The sequence below is a fragment of the Acetobacterium sp. K1/6 genome (assembly GCF_034438075.1).
GTDB classification, from domain to species: domain Bacteria; phylum Bacillota; class Clostridia; order Eubacteriales; family Eubacteriaceae; genus Acetobacterium; species Acetobacterium carbinolicum.
Genome location: NZ_JAXQGA010000002.1, coordinates 188761 through 209092 on the forward strand (window position 1 = coordinate 188761; position 20332 = coordinate 209092).

Sequence of the window (20332 nt, forward strand, 5' to 3'; positions counted from 1 at the left end):
TGATTTCAATGGAGTTCAGAGATTTAAAAATACCGTATCAAAAATACAAACATGAAATTGACGGAGCCATTCAAAAAGTTTTGATGAAGGCTGACTTTATCAGTGGAGCAGAAATTCATGTTTTAGAAGAACGACTGGCGAAGTACGTTGGTGTCAAACATTGTATTTCCTGTGCCAATGGTACTGAAGCGATGACATTGGTGTTAATGGCCTGGGGGATAGAAAAAGATGATGCGATCTTTGTACCTGATTTTACTTTCTTTTCAACTGGCGAAGTTGTTTCTTTAAGAGGGGCAACACCGATATTTGTTGACATTGATCCCAATACATTTAATATTGATACCAGCAAATTGGAAAAAGCCATCAAAAGCGTGATTGAAGCAGGTAAACAAAAACCAAAAGCGATCATTCCGGTGGATCTATTTGGTTTGCCTGCCGATCATCATGAAATTGCAAGGATTGCCCAAAAATATGATTTGCTGGTTTTAGAAGATGCCGCCCAAGGTTTTGGGGGAAATATTAACGGACAGAAGGCCGGTAGTTTTGGTGATGCTGCCACAACATCATTTTTTCCGGCCAAACCACTCGGCTGTTATGGAGATGGCGGTGCAATTTTTACAAATAGTGATCAATTAGCCAACCTGCTCAATTCGTATAAGGTTCATGGTAAGGGAACAAATAAATATGATAATGTCAGGATTGGACTCAATTCCCGGTTGGACACAATTCAGGCAGCTGTTTTAAATGTTAAATTAACAGCATTTATTGAACATGAGCTTGCGGATATCAACCAGATTTATAAACGATATCATGAAAGATTAGAAGGCATTGTCGGCGTCCCGATAATACCGGAGGGTTATTACTCCAGCTTCGCTCAGTATACCATCAAACTTGAAAATAAAATAAAAAGAGACACCTTAAAAACCAGATTAAGTGAGCATAAGATACCGAGTATGATTTATTATTCGAAACCCATGCACAAACAAGAAGCTTTTCGCTCCCGGGAATATGATGAATCCAACTATCTGGTCGCTAATGCGCTTTGTGATACGGTGTTATCGTTGCCGATGCACCCCTATCTTGTAGAGGAAGAAATCGATCAAGTTTGCAAGATAATTCTGAATGTCTAGAGGATCGCAAAGATGAAAGTTTTACATGTGAATTCCTATTATGCGCAAGGGTCTTTTTATAAGCATTTATATGATGAACAGATAAAAATGGGAATGGCAATCGATGTCTATGTACCGACACCGATTCCGGTAACCCGCGATCTGGGAAACTATACCACGATCAGGATTAACCATAAACGGTATGATCGTTATTTGTTCCATTTAAAACATACAAAAATCTATCGAGATATAAAAAAAACATATCAACTTGATGATTATTCGGTAGTTCACGCCCATTCACTATTTTCCAATGGATATATAGCCATGCGGATAAAAAAAGACGTTGGCATTCCCTATCTCGTTGCCGTGAGAGATACCGATGTAAACGTATTTTTTAAACGCCTGGTCTGGCTGAGAAAATTGGGGATTAATATTTTGAAAGAGGCTTCAAAAATAATATTCTTATCGACAACCTATCGAGATGCAGTGATAAAAGAATATCTGCCCGATCATTTACATGAAGAAATGTTTGTCAAGTGTGCAGTTATTCCAAATGGTATCGATAAATATTGGCTGGATAATTTGGGTGCTCCCAAAATAAAGCAAGCCAGTGATAAACTAAACCTTCTATTTGTTGGGCTGATCAATAAAAGAAAAAATATTCCATCAACAATCAAAGCAATCAGGCGGTTGATACAGCAAGGCTATGATGTGACGTTTACGATTGTCGGAAAAGTCACCGACAAAGCAATTTATGATCAAATCGAAAAAGAAGAATTTATTCGATACATTTCTCATTGTTCTAAAGAAAAGTTGATTGAGATTTATCGAAACAATGATATATTTGTGATGCCTTCTATCACTGAAACTTTTGGTCTTGTCTATCCCGAAGCGATGAGTCAGGGATTGCCGGTGATTTATACAAAAGGACAAGGTTTTGATGGTCAATTTACAGATGGTGAGGTTGGATTTGCGGTAGATTGTTTCAATGCTGAAGAGATTGCCGATAAGATTATCCAAATAAAAAAGAACTACAATAATTTGTCACAAAATGCAATAAATAATGCCAGACGATTCTGCTGGTCAGACATTAATCAGGAATATAAAAAGATATATGAGGCAATTAAAAAAAAAGATTTTAAAGAAGGTGAGGGTAGGCCATGATGCAAAAAAAACAGATATGCTTTATTGTACCAAACTATCCTACACAAAATGATCCGGTATATACCTTTGTTAGAGAGCTTGTCGGCTCAATTGCTACGCAAGGCTATCGGTGTTCGGTAATCGCCCCGCAAAGCATAACAAGAAAGCTCCTGAAAAAAAAATCAGCCCGGCCACAATTTTGGCAAGATTACGTTAAAGATGGGGTGTGGGTGGATGTTTATCAGCCCAGAGTTCTGTCATTTTCAAATCTTAGAATTTTCGGAAAAAATATTTCGGCACATTTTGCCCAAAAGGCCGTGATGAGGGTTTTTTCAAAAATCATACCAAAGCCCGATATTCTATATGCTCATTTTTGGCATTCGGGTGTAACAGCTGGTCTGCTCAGCAAAAAATATGGCATTCCTTTCTTCGTTGCAACAGGTGAAAGTAAGATTTGGGTTGAAAGTCTCTATACCCGCAAGATGATTGATAAAGCTCTCATTGATATTGACGGTGTGATCTGTGTGTCGACAAAAAATATGAACGAAAGCGTTGAGTTGAAACTTGCTCCACTGGATAAGATGGTCGTGATTCCAAACGCCATTGATCCCCAAAAGTTTTATAAATTGGACCAAGGTGAAGTGAGAAAAAATCTGGGATTACCCAAAGACGATTTTATCGTATCTTTCATGGGTTCATTTGATCAACGTAAAGGAATCTTGCGACTATCAGATGCCTTAAAACTGGTAGATCAAGCAAAGGCAGTCTATATTGGATCGGGTGACCTCATCCCTAAAGGTGATGAAATTCTATTTATGGGAAAGCTTCCTCATGATCAGATTTGTAAGTATTTAAATAGTTCAGATGTCTTTGTTCTGCCAACCCTGGCAGAGGGATGCAGCAACGCGATTCTTGAAGCAATGGCCTGTGGGTTGCCGATTATCTCTTCTGACCTCAGCTTTAATGACGATATTCTAAATGACCAGTATGCCCTAAGAGTGGATAGTAGGGATATTATTGCTATCGCCAAAGCAATTAAATCGTTAAAAACTGATGTGAGTCGGCGAAAAAAAATGGCAGAAAACGCCTATGATCAGTCAAAAGAGTATCATATAAACAATCGGACTGATCGAATCTTACGATTCATTAACACTATGATTGATGACGAAAAAGAGGTTCATAATGATAATCAGGAAATCAACTAATTCCATCGTGATACTCGTATTATCACTAATATTTATTATTCTCGGCCTTTCGAATGATCTGTTTTTAGTAATTGGAATAATTATTGCGAGTTGCTATATCTTCATCAGTGGCGAGGATGGAATTTATGGTTTGTTTTTTATACTGCCATTTTCCCCAATAATGAAGTTTTCCCCGGGTGGGAACACATTCTTTAATATTCTCGTTGCCGTTTACATTCTGAGAATGATTTTTTTAAATGAAAAATCCAAACTGTCATTTTATCAAATCCTCTCGATTCTGGCGTTTATTATTTTTTCCCTATTCAATACTGGTGGCTCAAATTTAATCAAATTAGTAGATCTGATTATTTATTTTGTGTTGGCATATTTAGTTATGAACTCGAAGCAGAATATTAATGTCAGGAAATTGCTGATGTTTTTTGTAGCCGGCATCTTAATTGCATCAGTTTTAGGAACGTTTAGCGACTGGGTACCTGGCTTAAGTGGTTTTATGCGAGCGACCCGAATTAAATTAGATGATGGTGATATAGTGGGGCGGTTTTCAGGCATTCAGACAAATCCGAACTTCTATACGATGGATATAACCATCGCAATCGCCGCGCTTTTATATTTCATTGGTAGCAAAAAACATCGATGGTTTGACTATCTTCTGGTGATTGTTTTACTGGGTTTTGGTGTACTCTCTTTGAGTCTGTCTTTTATGCTTTCAATGGCCTTTGTTTTTCTACTCTATCTCATATACAAAATATTCCGGTTAACCAGACTATCCTTTGACATAAACGTTGTTTTGAGAGGGACCTTAGTTATCGTTTTAACAATAATTGTAATTTCTCAAATTAGCAATCTACCTTATATGGATATTTATTTCCAACGATTAGGGGCTGGTGGTTTTGTTGATCAAAGTCTATCGGATCTTACGACGGGTCGTTCCGATATCTGGTCAGATTATTTAAAGCTGTATCTAAGTGACTGGCGAATTTTCATTTTTGGAGTGGGTTACTCTGTTGAGGCTTACAATTTAAGACAAGCACATAATTATTTTCTTGAACTCCTGGTGCATCTGGGGATCGTCGGAACAATGATCTACTTAAATGTGCTAAACTCAATCTTTAAACCATTTTCAGTAAAAATCAAAGGACGAATGCTATGTCTTTTGCCTTTAGCGGCTCTGATTTTTCGAGGGTTTGGGATAAATCTATTTTTTAGAGATAATTTCATTTTTTATTTGATAATCTGCACTTTGATTATGGCTGATTATGATAGCCCTAAAGATTTAAGGCGGCCTGGAAATGGAGCGATTAATGAAAAATAGAGTAGTTTTTCTGGAGTTTAACGGCATTCCCGGTTCGGGAAAAACAACGCTTTCTGATCGGGTGATTGAGAATATGAAAGGTGTTAGTTATACGGTTGAGTCCTATCATCAGCTAATTGAAAAACCGACAAGGAATAATTTGAAACGTTTGGTAAGATATCTTTTTAGCATAAAACTTTCAAGCTTCAAGATCGGATATTTGGCATTGATGTACCTCATTACAAATAAAAAACTCAATCACGAAAACGGGTTAAGGGTAATTTCATTAATCGTACTTTTCGATTTTTATCAAAAAAAGAGTCTCGCTAATGATGAAGAAGTGATCTTAGTTGATCAGGGCATGGTGCAACAAATGGTCTCCATGCTTTTCGAGTCAGAACTGATCGCGGAAAAATATGTTAAAAAACTAATTCGATACACACAAAAAAAAGATATGGGCATCTTCATTGTCAATATTGATCTTGATATCAATGAGTCATTTGAGCGCTTAACAAGAAGAGAAGGAAATATTTCAAGAATACAGAAGCTAAAAAAAGATACCGCTATGCATACACTGATAATGCAGCAGAACAATTTTAATAAAATCAGAAAAATAATCAGAGAACTTGACTTGGAAAGTATTACCGTTAATACCCAAGGATCGATAGAGACAAACGTATTGCTTCTTGAAAATTATATAAAGGGAATGAAACAGCCAGATGTTTAATGGAATTCGCGGCTCATTTAAGATGATTTAAAAGCGAAATTACTTAAGTAAGGGGGTTAGCTAGTGAAAAATGAAATATTGGTCAGTGTAAGTTGTATCACCTTTAATCATGAGAAATATATCGCCGAGGCTTTAGAAAGTTTTATCATGCAGAAAACAAGGTTTAATTATGAAATATTAATCCATGATGATGCATCGACTGACAGAACGGCGGATATTATTCGTGAGTATGAAAAAAAATATCCGGATTTAATAAAACCGATCTATCAAAAAGAAAATCAATACTCCAAAGATGTGGATGTGGATGATTTAAATACCGAAAGAGCAGAAGGAAAGTACATCGCCTTGTGTGAAGGTGATGATTATTGGACCGACCCACTTAAACTTCAGAGACAAGTTGATTATTTGGAGAGTCATCCTGATTGCACACTTTGTGTTCATGCGGCATATATTGTTAACGTGATGGGACGTAAAATAAAATCGGTTAGACCCAATGTGGGCAATAAAATATTTACGATTGAAGAAATAATTGAAGGTGGCGGTGGGTTGTTTGCGACAAATACGATAATGTATCCCCGCTGTTTGGATGCGGGCAAACCAGATTTTTATAAAAAAGCACCGGTAACGGATTATCCCCTGACTATTTATCTTGCCCTTAAAGGAAAAGTATATTACATCGATGCGTACATGGCTGCTTATCGGAAGGGCGTTAGCGGTTCCTGGACAACGACAGAACAGTCAAACCTTGAAAAGATAATTAAACACGTTGACAATACCGACATAATGTTGGACGATCTAAACGAACATACCAAATACCAATATAATGAGGCTATAAATAACAAAAAGAGTCTAAATCGGTTTAAAATTATGATCGCACAAGAAAGATATGAAGAATTAAAAGAGGAAAAATTTAAATCTGTTTTCAAGAAGTTAGGGAAGAAAGAAAAAACTAAAATATTAATTAAACAATACTTTCCACATACAGTTAAAATATATAAAAGTCTGAGAAAGAAGTATCGACTTAAGTGACTAAAAAACCTGATGATTGTGTCGTTTGGCAAAAGTTGTGAATGGAAGTGGAGGAGTGAAGGTGACGCTACAAAAATTTAAGTCGGGACTATTGAAACTCGACGATATTATCCTTAAGGGAAGACTTAAAGCTTTTTACAGTCATCGCATCAAATATCGAGGGAAAGCATACGTTTTAACGCAGGATTTATATTTCCCGCCCCATAATACGGCAAATAAAGACATCCGTATGGGACCAGAGGGTGAATTATTGGCAGTTGGGGGCGATTGGGAGCCGGAACGAATCATTTTTGCGTATAAAAATGGCGTATATCCAGTTGTATTTAAGGACCAGCCGATTCTTTGGTGGACGGCAGAGAATCACTGTGTCATGTATCCGAAAGACATTCATATCCCTAAAAATATGCGGGCGCTTATCCGCCAGAATAAATTTAGATTAACCATTGACAAAGCTTTTTACGATGTTGTTAGTGCTTGCTCAGAAACGCGACAAAAATATACCTGGCTAACTCATGAACAGGTAGAAGCTTTTCATAAACTTCATGCGTTGGGATTTGCACATTCGGTTGAGGTCTGGCAAGATGAAAAACTGGTCGGTGGATTATTCGGAATTTCATTTGGGTCTTATTTTCATGGGGAGTCAATGTTTGCACGGGTGAGTCATACTTCAAAACTGGCTTATATTGCATTGTCTGTTCGGTTAGCAGAAATGAACTTTGCCATTATGGATTGTGGTATCTGGCCAACGGAACATATGAAAAGCCTGGGCGCCGTTGTTATTTCGCGGGATGAGTTTCTTGAGATTTTGGATAGAAGCAAGGACGTTCCTGATGTAATAGAGGATTGGGATCATTTGTTAGACAACTGGGATTTAAATCAAGCAGTACAAAATCATTTTGATGGTTTGACTTCACAGAGGGAAGGTGTATGACATGAAAGACCTAATTAACGTAACACGATCATCAATGCCAGAATTTGACGAGTTCATGGAAGAAATAAAAGATCTATGGGAGACGCATTGGCTGACAAATATGGGCGAAAAGCACAAGAAATTCGCAAAGTGTTTAAGAGACTATTTAAATGTAAACATGGTAACACTATTGGCAAATGGGCATCTTGCTCTTGAATGTGCAATTGCTGCCTTTGATTTACAAGGAGAGGTGATTACGACGCCTTTTACCTTTGCATCGACAACCCATGCAATCGTCAGAAATGGCTTGAAGCCAGTATTTTGTGATATTAATGAGGACGACTATAATATTGATGTGAAAAAGATCGAAGCTTTAATTACTGAAAAAACATGTGCAATTGTTCCCGTTCACTTATATGGAAATGTCTGTGATGTGGAAGCGATTGATAGCCTTGCTAAAAAATATAATTTAAAGGTAATCTATGACGCAGCACATGCTTTCGGGGTAACGCTAAATAATATCGGAATTGGAAATTTTGGTGATGCATCAATTTTTAGTTTTCACGCCACAAAGGTTTTTAACACCATCGAAGGTGGCGCCGTAACTTATAACAATGAGGAACTAAAGAAGATCCTGTATTTTCTTAAGAATTTTGGCATAACGGGACCCGAATCCGTGGAGTTTGTTGGCGGCAATGCTAAAATGAATGAATTTCAGGCCGCAATGGGGATTTGTAACCTTTTACATATCGACGAAGAAATCAGAAAACGTCAGCAAGTGGATAAACGCTATAAAGAGAATCTGGGAAATGTAAAAGGGCTTAAGCTAATCAAACCACAATCAGGTGTTAAGAGCAATTACGCATACTTCCCAATCGTGTTCGATGGAAAAGAAAATTTACGGGATTGTATTTTCGAGGCGCTGGAAAATAATCATATTATTCCCCGGAAGTACTTTTATCCACTGATCACTGACTACGAATGCTATGCCAGCCAATTTGATTCGAGTCTGACGCCAGTCGCAAAAAAAACGGCTGAACGCGTTCTGACGCTACCGCTTTATGCGGATTTAGAGTTAAAGGATGTTGATCGAATTTGTGGGATTATTAAGAGCTTATTATGAACAAGGCCGTTTTAATGGATGAACAGTTTTAATGGATTGATAGGTTCTGAGTTCCCTTAAAATATCGATATTAAAACATAAATAGCATTAACAAGGAATAATTAAGCAGTCGATAAGCAAAAAGTGAAGGCAGGTATAAGCGATGAAGGAATCGAATAAAGATAAAGCATTTTTAGGCGTTTATTGGATGACAATTATGGGACTGACCAGTGTTGTTATCCGGTTGCTTATCACAATGACCTTATCCAGATTATTACGACCGGAAGCGTTTGGGCAGGTGGCAACAATCCAGATTATCATCAGTTTTGCGGAAATATTTTGGATGATGGGGGTAGGAAGTGCGATTGTCCAAAAAAAACAGTTAAATAACGATTATATTGCAACTGGCAATACTTTAAACCTGATCCTGGGTCTCATTATTTATGCGACTATTTTCATTTTTGCATCCTTTATTGCCGGGATTGTTGGATCAGATGACGTGATCATGCTGCGAGTACTTTCGATCGTGTTTGTCATTCACAGTATTTCAGGGGTGTCAGAAGCTTTACTTCAAAAAGAAATGCAATTTAAAGTGATCAGTATCATTAATACGGTTGCTGCTTTAACCAATGGAATCGTTGCGATAACACTTGCTTTTAATGGATTTGGCGCCTGGGCGTTGGTATTTGCACAGATTCTTAGTGTAATGATACAAACAATCCTGTCGCTAATCAATAAGCCTATCAAATTTCGTTTGCGGATCGAAAAAGAATCGGCAAAAGAACTGCTTAATTTTGGCACCGGATTCGCTCTTTCAAAAGTTTTTAATAACATCGCAAATCAGGGTGACTATTTTGTTGTAAGTCAAACGCTTGGAAGTGCGGCTTTAGGGTTTTACAACCGGGCATACCAATTGTTATTAGTGCCCACAAATCTGATTGCAACAGTGATGGAACGGGTTTTGTTTCCGCTTTTGGCGAGGTATCAGGATGAACATGAAAAAATCAGGTATGTGGTATTGAATTTAACAGCCCTGATTGCCATTCTGGCTTTTCCAATTACGATTGTGTCGCTGACGATGGGAGCCGATTTAGTGCAAGTGGTTTTAGGGCCGAAATGGGAGCAGACCATAATGCCCTTTAAGATACTGATAATAAGTCTGTTTTTTAGAATGGCTTATAAAATTGGTGACGCATTGGTACGTTCTTTAGGTGCTATCTACAAACGGTTATGGGTACAGATTGCTTATGCAACCCTGATTATTGGAGGTGCATATATCGGTAAACAATGGGGAATAGCAGGTGTTGCTGTGACAACCACAATTGCGATTATTATCAACTATTTTATTATGACGTTGCTGATTGGACACTTAGTCGCATTAAAAATGCGGGAACTGTTAGGATATCTGGCCCCGATTATTCTTGTCAGCATACTAATCGGCGCAATCAGTTATATGATAAGTAGCCCAGTGGCAAATTTGCCATCTGCTCTGTTAAGGCTGATTGTCATGACTCTAGCAGTGGGCTTGATGTATCTTGTTGCGTTTAAGTTTTTTATACTTAAATACATGCCTGAAGATTTCAGAGATTTTATTAATATTGTAAAAGATCAGATGATTAGAAAGTTTGTAGCTAAAAATAACAGATCAAATAAATGAATCTGGAAGAGGGATTATGGATGATAAGCAAATAAAATCTAAAGTGATTGCATCTTTAGTCTGGAAATTTTTGGAGCGACTGGGAACTCAGGGAATACAATTTATTGTACAAATTATCCTGGCCCGTCTTATCTTGCCAGAAGAATATGGAACAATTGCCTTAATTGCAATATTTATTTCATTTGCGAATGTGTTTGTTCAATACGGATTTAACACTGCGTTGATACAAAAGAAAGATGCAAATGAATCGGATTTCTCATCCGTGTTTTTCTTAAGTCTAGCCGTTGCCGGGGTGTTTTATGTGGCCTTGTTTTTTGGGGCGCCACTGATGGCTGGATATTTTGAGAATAAAATGCTTACACCACTACTTCGGGTCTTATCACTTACACTGTTTTTAGGCGGCTTGAATTCAATTCAAAATGCAGTGGTCGCCAGAAATCTGGCATTCAGAAAACTGTTTTACAGCAGTTTAGGGGCGGTTGTGGTTTCTGGGATAGTCGGTATTGCAATGGCCTACAATGGCTTTGGAGCATGGGCGTTAGTGGCTCAGCAGCTAACTAATCAATTCATTGTGGCTTTGATTCTATGGTTTACAGTGAAGTGGCGGCCAGGTTTTATTTTCTCCTTAGCAAGTTTAAAGGGGCTTTTTTCATATGGTTGGAAGTTATTAGTTTCAGCGCTCATCAATATGTTATACACCAATATCCAAAGTTTATTCGTCGCAAAAATATATAATCCGGCCATGTTGGGCTATTTTAACCGCGGGCAACAATTTCCGTCACTAATTGTCGCAAATATTAATGGCTCAATCCAATCGGTTATGTTCCCAGCCCTTGCCCTCAAACAAGATAATTTGCATCGCGTTAAAGAAATGGTTAGAAGAGCGATCGTTACCAGTGCGTTTTTTATCTTTCCTATGATGGTTGGGCTGGCGGTGATTGCAGAACCTCTGGTAATCATTTTATTGACTGAAAAATGGTTGCCATGCGTTCCGTTCTTACAGATCTCCTGTGCTGCTTATGCTTTACTCCCGATTCATACGGCTAATCTTCAGGCAATTAATGCCTTAGGGCGAAGTGATATATTCCTAAAACTGGAAATTATTAAAAATGCAGTCAGCCTGGTGATTTTGGGGATCTCTCTTTTTTATGGTATTTATGCCATTGCGGCCGGAATGTTTTTTAGCAGTGTCGCCTCATCGTTTATAAATGCTTATCCTAACAAAATGCTGTTGGATTATAGTTATATGCAACAGATGAAAGACGTGATGCCTTCACTTCTATTGTCGGTGGTAATGGGGATAATTATTTACTTTGTTTCATGGTTCAATATGACGCCTGGATTAACCCTGATAATTCAGGTAACTATTGGGATTAGCTTTTATTTTGGGATGGCAAAATTATTAAATTTTGAATGCTTAACATATTTATTAGTAACCGGAAAAGAACTGCTGGTTAATCGAAATAAGCGCAAATAAGCTGACGATATAAAGGGAGTTTCTTTAGCGGCTAGGAAAAAATCAGTCTGAATAAAAAAGTGAGGAAATAAAGTGGATATTTCAATAATGCAACCCTATCTATTCCCCTACATTGGGTATTATCAAATGATCAATTGTTCGGATTGTTTCGTTATTGCTGATGATGTGCAATTTATAAAACAAGGATGGATTCACAGAAACCGGATATTATTAAATGGAGCGCCGTCGATGATTACGCTGCCATTAAATAAAGATAGTTACGTCCTAAAAATCAATGAGCGCAGCTTCGCAATTCAGGAAGGAACAAAGGGGAGGTCTACCTTTCTGAATAAGATTGTGAATTCTTATCGTAAGGCACCGGAATTTAAAACGGTTTATCCACTTATTGAAACAATCATAAATTATGATGATAATAATGTGGCAAAATATTTAATAAATAGCATTACGGAAATTTGTGCATATCTGGATATTAAGACAGAGATGATCATCGAATCGAGTTTCAAGCTTTCACCTGAACTGAACTATCAGGATTCTGTTATCTACGTATGCAAAGAACTCAAAGCAAATCGTTATATAAATTCAATTGGTGGAATGGATCTTTATTCAGCAGAGCAATTTAAAAAAAACGGAATTCTTTTAAAGTTTATTAAAACGCGAGAATCGCTACACTATCGGCAGTATTACAATACATTTGTTCCCAATTTATCGATCATAGATGTGCTGATGTTTAATTCATTGACGCAGGTTAAAGCGCTACTAACGGAATATGATCTAATTGACGGCAGGGGCTAGCGCTTTTAGGCAAGGTTTGATACAGATTTATGAAATTGTATCATGCTTATTTTTGACAAAGTGGTTTTTTACGGCTTGGCAAAAGTCCCAATCTTCAAACAAGCTTTCCCAATCTTCGATGACTTCAGGAGCCTTAATACTTTGGTCCAACAGCTCAAGAAACTGATCACGATCAATAATGACAGCGCCCATACTTTTCAGGTGATCAGTTGGCCAAGTTCCGCAGTCCAGGATTGCATAATTCAATTCTTCCAGTCGAATGGCTAGAGCGATCATTGCAAATTTTGAAGCGTGATTAATTCGTGTAAACATTGAGGAAATATGGAAATAGGAGCCAAAGGCGAATCCAAACAAACCGGCAACCAGTTTTTTGTTATACCAAACTTCGATGGAGTGTTTGTAACCTAAGTCATGCAAAACACAGCAGGATTTTCTACGTTCAGGTGTTAGCCAAGTGTAGTTTTCTCTTGATTCAGTGCACCCATTTACAACGTCAATAAAAGCTCTGTCTACCGTCAGATAAAAACTATTATGCTTGATTAGTCGCCACATAACTTTTGAAATATGAACCTGATCAGGAAACAGCACACAACGAATTTCTGATGTCCACCAGAGAATTGGCTGATTAATGAGTGATGATGGATAGATTCCGTTTTTAAAAGCGTAAATAATTCGTTCTGGAGTTAAATCGCCACCGATAGCCAATAATTCTCCAGCAGGTCCAATACGTATGTTCTTGTTTGAAGATGTATGAGGAGGAAAGTATAATTCATTGGTTAGACAGTATGCTTTTCCTCGGTACTGTAAATGACGTGTATAAAATGCTTTGAAAATGCCTTTAAAAAAGCGTTTATCCATTGTAATGAGTAGAAATTTTATTTTTTTTAGCACTGATTTTACTCCTATAAATTAATATTTTGAGTTCGGATTTATTGGATATTTTTTATATACTCTTTATTTGCCCCAAAAATTGATTATTACGCAAGAATCTAGGAAAATCAATTAAGTATTAAAATATTATTAATATAAAGCATCCAACAGGTATTGACTAATCTCTGGATATGTGATATAGTGACTTCGTAAAAGTAAATACTTTAATATTCGAATATTCTCCTGCTTTCATTTTAATAGTTACAAAAAATGATCGCATATTTATCAAATGCATAGGTTTAAGAGACGTTTAATAGATGACAACTAATGATTGAGTTGTATTAATTACAGTTTTATTTTCTAGGAGTAAATACGGACCTGTTAAAATTCAGTGGCGTAAAGTTTAGTGCCTATAAGTCGGTAGGTAGCTAACGAAAGGAAGGTATCAACAAAAAAACAGAGTTAAGTTAATAAGTATCGTGGAATAACTTTCCAACGATAAAGGCAAACCTGTTGAAAAACAGGGACGCAAAACTAAAGGGCCTGTAAAATGGCAGCCAGTTACCGAAGGGGAAGTTTTTTATTTGAAATTATTTTTGTTCTGAATTCATCGTTATCCAACGATAAAGGCAAACCAATTGAAAAGTTGGGACGCAAAGCTAAGGGCCTGTAAAATGGCAGCCAGCTACCGAAAGGAATACCATCATGAAAAAGTTATCTGTTTTTTTAGTCACACTATTTGTATTATTCAGTGCGATGCCAGTAAATTCAGCGTTTGCTGCCAGAGTTAGACCCCCAAGAAGACCGATTAGAATTACTCAACCGGTAGTGACAGAACCGGTAGTGACAGAACCGGTAGTGACAGAACCGGTAGTGACAGAACCGGTAGTCACAGAACCGGTAGTCACAGAACCGATAGTGACAGAACCAGAAGTTACAGAACCAACGACACCTGTCAGTCAGGAAGTCAGCGTCAAAGATTTTGGAGCGAAAGGGGATGGTATCAGCGATGATACCTTGGCCATTCAAAAAGCCATTAACGAGGCAAGCAGTAAAAATGTCACCTTGTTAATTCCGGCGGCAACCTATGTGGTTACGAGTCAATTGGAAATGAAGAACAATACAAAAATCAGCGGCTATGGTGCAACCTTGTACATGGCACCCCAGCAGTCAACAGTTGCCAATATTTTATGGTCAAATCCAGATTCGTATATTTCTAATGTAACGATCGAAGGATTGAAACTAGAATCTCAAAACACGATTGCAGGTGCCGAGTATTACGCAAACAGCATGATCAGCAACGTTCAGGGGATGTTTTTTCAGGGCATCAGTAACCTGACGATCAAAGATGTTTCGATGGATAGTATGTATGTAGGCTTAAAAATGGGACAATCTGGAAGCAACCGGAATCAGGGAGTTACTGTCAGCAACCTCAATATCGATAGAACTGGCATGCCTGTTCAGGTTTCTGGTACCAACGATTTAATCATGACAGATAGCATTCTGAATGCCAATTCTGGCGGAACGAAGTGGCTTCATGCAGCATACATCCGAGGCGATAACAGTAATTTCCTTTTTAACAATGTTGAATTTAATAATGCCCCTGGTGGCGGTATTGCAGTAGCTGGCAATGATAAATTCCCCACTGCACCCGATCATATTGTCTTTGAGAATTGTCGTATTAAAAACAGTGTTGTCGGTATGCACGTCAATACTGGTGCAAACAATGTGAGTATCTCAGGTTTAACCATCGAAGGAAGCAGTTTGGGGTTTAAGATAACGGATGCAAACAACCTGAATATCAAAGATGTAAACATTAGCGGTGCGATGCCATCAACTACTGATCTTGGTGCATTCATTATTAATAATAGTTATCAAGCAAATATAGAAAATGTTACAGTCGATGCCAATGGTATGGCAGGAGCCTTATTCTGGCTAATTGGTGAAGTAAAAGATACTAACGTTTCTGGAATGAATGTAACGAATGTGGATAAGATTCCCTTGATTAGTGCCAACAGCGCGTCTCAAACGACCAATGTTGTTGTAGAAAACTCCAGTTTTGAATATAACAATATCGATAAATACGGAATTGGTTTCAGAGGCGTTGGTTCACAAGCAGTGCTTCAAAACAATACCTTTGTAAATAACGGTGCTGAATATTCTTATCTGATCTACAATCCCGAAGGAACAGCTATTCAGGTATCTGACAATTCTTACAGCGGATTCCAAAGCTTGACTTCCAGCTCGGACTTTTCAGTAGCTACCAATAATTTCAACCTTCTGTCAGCAAAAGTTGACTAATCGATTTTAAAAATGGACATATCGTTTATCGTATTAATTCAATAAAGCAATTACTAAAAGCCTTGCTCTTTTGAACAAGGCTTTATTTTACAAATTAAAGTGGTCGAATATTAACAATTTTGTCCACGATAAAGGCAAACCAATTGAAAAGTTGGGACGCAAAACTAAGGGCCTTAACTCAAAGAGAAAGGTAGCCGGTTGCCGAAAGGAGCAAAAAAATGAGTTATAGTTTGGATCATCGCGCAAAGAAAATTTGTGTAAGTGTGGTGGTAATCCTATTGATGTTAAGTAGCGTTTTTTCTTCGAACGTTTTAGCAGCAACCATCGATACCGAAGCGACTGAATTACCTGGAGTCACCTATCAGACCCATATACAAAATGAAGGTTGGTCACAGGGCTGGATGAGTAGTGGTGAACTCTCCGGTTCAGAAGGAAAGGGATATCGCCTCGAGGGAATAAAAATAAATCTGACTGGAAGCGTCCCCTCAGGGTTAGAAATTGAATATCGGACACATGTGCAAAATAAGGGATGGGAGCAGGAATGGGCTACAAACGGAGAATTTTCAGGATCTGAAGGCGAAGGATTTCGGCTGGAAGGAATCCAGATTAGATTAACCGGTGAGAATGCAGCAAATTATTCTGTTAAATACCGAACCCATATTCAAAATGAAGGTTGGGTTCAAGGTTGGGTGTCAGACGGGGCACTCTCAGGCTCGGAAGGAAAAAGTCTGCGCTTAGAGGCAATTGAAATCATCATTGAAAAGCAGTCAGCTGGAGTAGCCAACGAACCCGCAGACCCAGTGGTTACAGACCCAGTGGTTACAGACCCAGTGGTCACAGACCCAGGAGTCACAGACCCAGGAGTCACAGACCCAGGAGTCACAGAACCAACCCCACCAGTGAGTCAGGAAGTCAACGTCAGAGATTTTGGTGCGAAAGGCGATGGTGTCAGTGATGATACATCAGCGATACAAAAAGCCATTAACGAGGCAAGTAGTAAAAATGTAACCTTAACAATGCCTGCTGCAACCTATATGGTTACGAGTCAACTGGAATTAAAGAATAATACAAAAATTAGCGGCTATGGCGCGACTTTATACATGGCGCCCCAGCAGTCAGCAGTTGCAAATATTCTATGGTCGAATCCCGCATCATATATTTCAAACGTAACCATTGAAGGATTGACACTAAAATCTCAAAACACGATCGCTGGAACCGATTATTATGCAAACAGCATGATCAGTAATGTGCAGGGGATGTTTTTTCAGGGGATCAGTAACCTGACGATCAAAGATGTCGCTATGGACAGTATGTATGTTGGCATAAAAATGGGGCAATCTGGAAGTACTCGAAATACTGGAATTACCATCAGCAATCTGAAAATTGATAAATCTGGCATGCCGATTCAAATTTCAGGAACCAATAACTTTACGATGACAGACAGTGTTTTGAATTCGAGCGAGGGCGGAACAAAATGGTTACATTCGGCATACATCCGCGGTGATAACAGTCATTTTTACTTTGGAAATGTCGAGTTTAACAATGCTTCTGGAGGAGGAATTGCGGTGGCTGGCAATGACAAATTCCCTACCGCTCCTGATCATATCGTTTTTGAGAACTGTCGTATTAAAAACAGTGTCGTCGGTATGCACATCAATACCGGTGCGAATAACGTTACCATCAGAGGATTAAGCATCGAAGGCAGTAGTCTGGGATTCAAAATTGTAAATGCAAATAACTTAAGCATAAACGATGTAAATATCAGCGGAGCCATACCATCGACCTCCGATATTGGAGCGTTCAGCATTGGTAACAGTTCGCAGTCAAATATTTCAAATGTTACTGTCGACTCAACCGGTATGGCAGGAGCACTATTCTGGTTAATCGGAGAAGTAAAGGATACAAATATTTCTGGCATGGACGTAACGAATGTGGATAAAATTCCTTTAATAAGTGCTAACAGCGCATCAAAAACGACCAACGTCGTTGTTGAAAATTCAAACTTTAAATACAAAAGCATTGATAAATATGGCATCGGATTCAGAGGCGTGGGATCGCAGGCAGTCCTTCGAAATAATACCTTTACGAACAGTGGTACGGCGTATTCTTATTTGATTTACAACCCGGAAGGAACGTCAATTCAAGTATCTGATAATTCGTATAGCGGATTTCAGCGGTTGAATGCCAGTTCTGATTTCTCGGTAGTTGCCAACAACTTTAACCTTTTGACAGCAAAAGTTGACTAGAGAACGATCGATCAAAATCATTTCACACAATCTCAAAAATAAAAGTTTTGAAAAGTCTTGTTTTAAACAGGGCTTTTTTTAAGTTATGATAAAACAATATAAAAATGGAAAACTATTTTATCGGAATGAATATTAATTAAAAAACTGGTAAGATGGGAGCAAAAAGGGTAAAATATAAATTATCTATCAAAAAAAACAAGTCGATAATAAAGGCGGTTGTAAAAATGAAGATACTAATTACTGGGGTAGCAGGCTTTATTGGTTTTCATTTGGCGAATTTAATGCTTAGACAGAATCATCAAATTGTAGGCGTTGATAATCTGAACGATTATTATGAACAATCGTTAAAGAAAGATCGATTAGCAATTTTGGAAGCACATAAACAATTTTTATTTTACAAGGCTGATTTAAAAGATAAGCCTTCAGTTGATAAGATTTTTGAAACACATCGTCCAGAGTATGTAATTAATTTGGCAGCCCAGGCGGGAGTTCGTTTTTCGATTAGCAATCCCTATGCCTATCTTGATTCAAATCTCATCGGATTTATGAATGTACTTGAAGCATGTCGCAATTACCCGGTTAGGCATCTAATATATGCTTCGTCAAGTTCTGTTTATGGTGGAAATAAAGTTGTGCCATTTTCTACGAACCATAATGTTGATCATCCGGTTTCCCTTTATGCGGCAACAAAAAAAGCGAACGAACTGATGGCACATACATACAGCCATTTATATAATATTCCAACAACGGGATTGCGGTTTTTCACGGTCTATGGACCGTATGGAAGACCGGACATGGCTTATTTTTCCTTCGTTAAGGATATCTTGTCAGGAACACCGATAAAGGTTTTTAATCACGGTGAAATGAAAAGGGACTTTACTTATGTAGACGATATTGTACGGAGTATCAGCCAATTAATTGATAAAATTCCCATTGCCAATGAGAATTGGGATGAACGCGTAGATGATTTAAGCACAAGTTTTGCACCGTATAAGATCTATAATATCGGAAATAACAGTCCGGTAGATTTAATGCACTTCATTACGATCTTAGAAGATCAACTGGGGATGAAAGCGGAAAAAATATTTATGGAGATGCAACCAGGTGATGTGTTGATAACCTATGCGGATGTCAGCGATCTTGAGAAAGATATTGGTTTTAAACCGAGTACAAGTATTGAAAAGGGTTTGGCTCAGTTTGTGAAATGGTATAAATCATATTACAAGATCAATAAATAAGATAACGACGGGGGATATTAAAATGAAGATAACAATCGCCGGAACCGGCTATGTGGGGTTGTCAAATGCCATTTTATTGGCTCAGAACAACGAGGTTATTGCACTTGATATTATAAAAGAAAAAGTTGCGATGATCAACAATAAAAAATCTCCGATTATTGACAGTGAAATTGAAGAATATCTAAATACCAGACAACTTAATTTACGTGCAACAACTGATAACTATGAAGCTTACAAAGATGCCGAGTATGTGATTATTTCAACACCAACAAATTATGATCCGGAAAAAAACCATTTTAATACCAGAACCGTTGAAGCGGTTATTGCAAACGTTTTGGCCATCAATCCAGATGCGGTGATGATTATAAAATCTACCATCCCAGTTGGTTATACAGAGGCCATAAAAGAAAAATTTGAAGCAGAGAATATTATCTTTTCACCAGAATTTTTAAGAGAAGGGCATGCTTTGTATGACAATCTTTATCCGTCAAGAATTGTGGTTGGAGAGCGCTCAGAACGTGCACAAGTCTTTGCGGAATTACTGGCTCAGGGTGCGTTAAAAAAAGATATTCAAATTCTTTACACGAATTCTACGGAGGCAGAAGCAATCAAACTTTTTGCCAATACATACCTGGCTTTAAGAGTCGCTTATTTTAATGAGCTCGATTCATATGCAGAGGTAAGAGGTCTCAATACTCACGATATTATTCAGGGTGTAAGTTTGGATCCTCGAATTGGCAATTATTATAACAACCCGTCTTTTGGTTATGGCGGCTATTGTTTGCCGAAAGATACCAAACAATTGCTGGCAAATTACGCCGACATTCCTCAAAACATTATGTCGGCAATTGTGGATGCAAATCGTACCAGAAAAGATCATGTTGCAGATATGATCATAAAAAGAAAACCTAAAATTGTCGGCATTTTTCGGTTAACAATGAAGATGAATTCTGATAATTTTCGTGAGTCGGCTATTCAAGGTGTCATGAAACGAATTAAAGCGAAGGGAATTGAAGTGGTTGTGTTTGAACCAACTCTTGAGGAAAGTGATTTCTTTAATTCCAGAGTGATAAGAGATTTGGATGAATTCAAAAAAATTGCTGATGTCATTGTTGCTAATCGCCTTTCGGACGAGATAATAGATGTTGTCGATAAGGTATATACACGGGACTTGTTTAGTCGCGATTAAAAAGGGCTTGAAATGTACTAGATCCCATTGAAAGGAATGCTCAAAG

16 protein-coding genes and 3 riboswitches are annotated in these 20332 nt (G+C 37.9%); of the genes, 15 read left to right on the forward strand and 1 reads right to left on the reverse strand.

Features of this window, described 5'->3' with window-relative positions; all coding sequences use genetic code 11:
• Window positions 1–8 precede the first annotated feature (8 nt).
• The 11 genes from U2P91_RS02765 to U2P91_RS02815 all read left to right on the forward strand — a co-directional run bounded on the left by U2P91_RS02765 (window position 9) and on the right by U2P91_RS02815 (window position 12442).
• Window positions 9–1130 carry a DegT/DnrJ/EryC1/StrS family aminotransferase gene (locus U2P91_RS02765; protein ID WP_111886677.1) on the forward strand — a complete coding sequence of 374 codons (1122 nt, stop codon included), beginning with the start codon at window positions 9–11 and terminating at the stop codon, window positions 1128–1130.
• Between the two features lie 12 nt (window positions 1131–1142).
• Window positions 1143–2273, forward strand: a complete 1131-nt coding sequence (locus U2P91_RS02770; RefSeq protein WP_111886678.1) for a glycosyltransferase family 4 protein — start codon at window positions 1143–1145, stop codon at window positions 2271–2273.
• Window positions 2270–3457, forward strand: a complete 1188-nt coding sequence (locus tag U2P91_RS02775) for a glycosyltransferase family 4 protein (RefSeq protein ID WP_111886679.1) — start codon at window positions 2270–2272, stop codon at window positions 3455–3457. Before U2P91_RS02770 ends, U2P91_RS02775 begins: the two co-directional genes overlap by 4 nt.
• Window positions 3458–3869: 412 nt before the next feature.
• Window positions 3870–4769, forward strand: coding sequence for an O-antigen ligase family protein (locus U2P91_RS02780; RefSeq protein ID WP_162624373.1), 900 nt, complete (start codon window positions 3870–3872; stop codon window positions 4767–4769).
• The gene (locus tag U2P91_RS02785) at window positions 4759–5475 is read left to right on the forward strand and encodes a hypothetical protein (RefSeq protein WP_162624374.1); all 717 of its coding nucleotides are present in this window, start codon (window positions 4759–4761) and stop codon (window positions 5473–5475) included. Before U2P91_RS02780 ends, U2P91_RS02785 begins: the two co-directional genes overlap by 11 nt.
• A gap of 63 nt (window positions 5476–5538) precedes the next feature.
• The gene (locus tag U2P91_RS02790) at window positions 5539–6504 is read left to right on the forward strand and encodes a glycosyltransferase (RefSeq protein WP_111886682.1); all 966 of its coding nucleotides are present in this window, start codon (window positions 5539–5541) and stop codon (window positions 6502–6504) included.
• A 61-nt stretch (window positions 6505–6565) separates the two neighbouring features.
• Window positions 6566–7435 (forward strand): leucyl/phenylalanyl-tRNA--protein transferase, encoded by an 870-nt coding sequence (gene aat / locus U2P91_RS02795; RefSeq protein ID WP_162624375.1) that lies wholly within the window; start codon window positions 6566–6568, stop codon window positions 7433–7435.
• A gap of 1 nt (window position 7436) precedes the next feature.
• The gene (locus U2P91_RS02800; protein ID WP_111886684.1) at window positions 7437–8537 is read left to right on the forward strand and encodes a DegT/DnrJ/EryC1/StrS family aminotransferase; all 1101 of its coding nucleotides are present in this window, start codon (window positions 7437–7439) and stop codon (window positions 8535–8537) included.
• Between the two features lie 142 nt (window positions 8538–8679).
• Window positions 8680–10173 (forward strand): lipopolysaccharide biosynthesis protein, encoded by a 1494-nt coding sequence (locus U2P91_RS02805; RefSeq protein WP_111886685.1) that lies wholly within the window; start codon window positions 8680–8682, stop codon window positions 10171–10173.
• 16 nt (window positions 10174–10189) lie between these two features.
• Entirely contained in the window at window positions 10190–11650 is a 1461-nt protein-coding gene (locus tag U2P91_RS02810; RefSeq protein WP_111886686.1) for a lipopolysaccharide biosynthesis protein, read from the forward strand.
• A gap of 72 nt (window positions 11651–11722) precedes the next feature.
• Window positions 11723–12442, forward strand: coding sequence for a WbqC family protein (locus U2P91_RS02815; RefSeq protein WP_111886687.1), 720 nt, complete (start codon window positions 11723–11725; stop codon window positions 12440–12442).
• 27 nt (window positions 12443–12469) lie between these two features.
• Here U2P91_RS02815 and U2P91_RS02820 read toward each other — a convergent pair whose 3' ends face one another.
• On the reverse strand, window positions 12470–13333 hold the full coding sequence (locus U2P91_RS02820; protein ID WP_111886688.1) for a leucyl/phenylalanyl-tRNA--protein transferase: 864 nt from the start codon (window positions 13331–13333) through the stop codon (window positions 12470–12472).
• 472 nt (window positions 13334–13805) lie between these two features.
• Window positions 13806–13881: riboswitch (cyclic di-GMP riboswitch) on the forward strand.
• A gap of 49 nt (window positions 13882–13930) precedes the next feature.
• Window positions 13931–14005, forward strand: a riboswitch (cyclic di-GMP riboswitch).
• A 12-nt stretch (window positions 14006–14017) separates the two neighbouring features.
• On the opposite strand from U2P91_RS02820, the gene U2P91_RS02825 reads away from it, so the two are divergent.
• The 4 genes from U2P91_RS02825 to U2P91_RS02840 all read left to right on the forward strand — a co-directional run bounded on the left by U2P91_RS02825 (window position 14018) and on the right by U2P91_RS02840 (window position 20286).
• The gene (locus U2P91_RS02825) at window positions 14018–15613 is read left to right on the forward strand and encodes a glycosyl hydrolase family 28-related protein (protein ID WP_111886689.1); all 1596 of its coding nucleotides are present in this window, start codon (window positions 14018–14020) and stop codon (window positions 15611–15613) included.
• Between the two features lie 123 nt (window positions 15614–15736).
• Window positions 15737–15819, forward strand: a riboswitch (cyclic di-GMP riboswitch).
• Window positions 15820–15831: 12 nt separating this feature from the next.
• On the forward strand, window positions 15832–17859 hold the full coding sequence (locus U2P91_RS02830; RefSeq protein ID WP_111886690.1) for a glycosyl hydrolase family 28-related protein: 2028 nt from the start codon (window positions 15832–15834) through the stop codon (window positions 17857–17859).
• 224 nt (window positions 17860–18083) lie between these two features.
• Window positions 18084–19097 carry an NAD-dependent epimerase gene (locus tag U2P91_RS02835; RefSeq protein WP_322518998.1) on the forward strand — a complete coding sequence of 338 codons (1014 nt, stop codon included), beginning with the start codon at window positions 18084–18086 and terminating at the stop codon, window positions 19095–19097.
• Window positions 19098–19119: 22 nt separating this feature from the next.
• Window positions 19120–20286 carry a nucleotide sugar dehydrogenase gene (locus U2P91_RS02840; RefSeq protein WP_111886694.1) on the forward strand — a complete coding sequence of 389 codons (1167 nt, stop codon included), beginning with the start codon at window positions 19120–19122 and terminating at the stop codon, window positions 20284–20286.
• Window positions 20287–20332 lie beyond the last annotated feature (46 nt).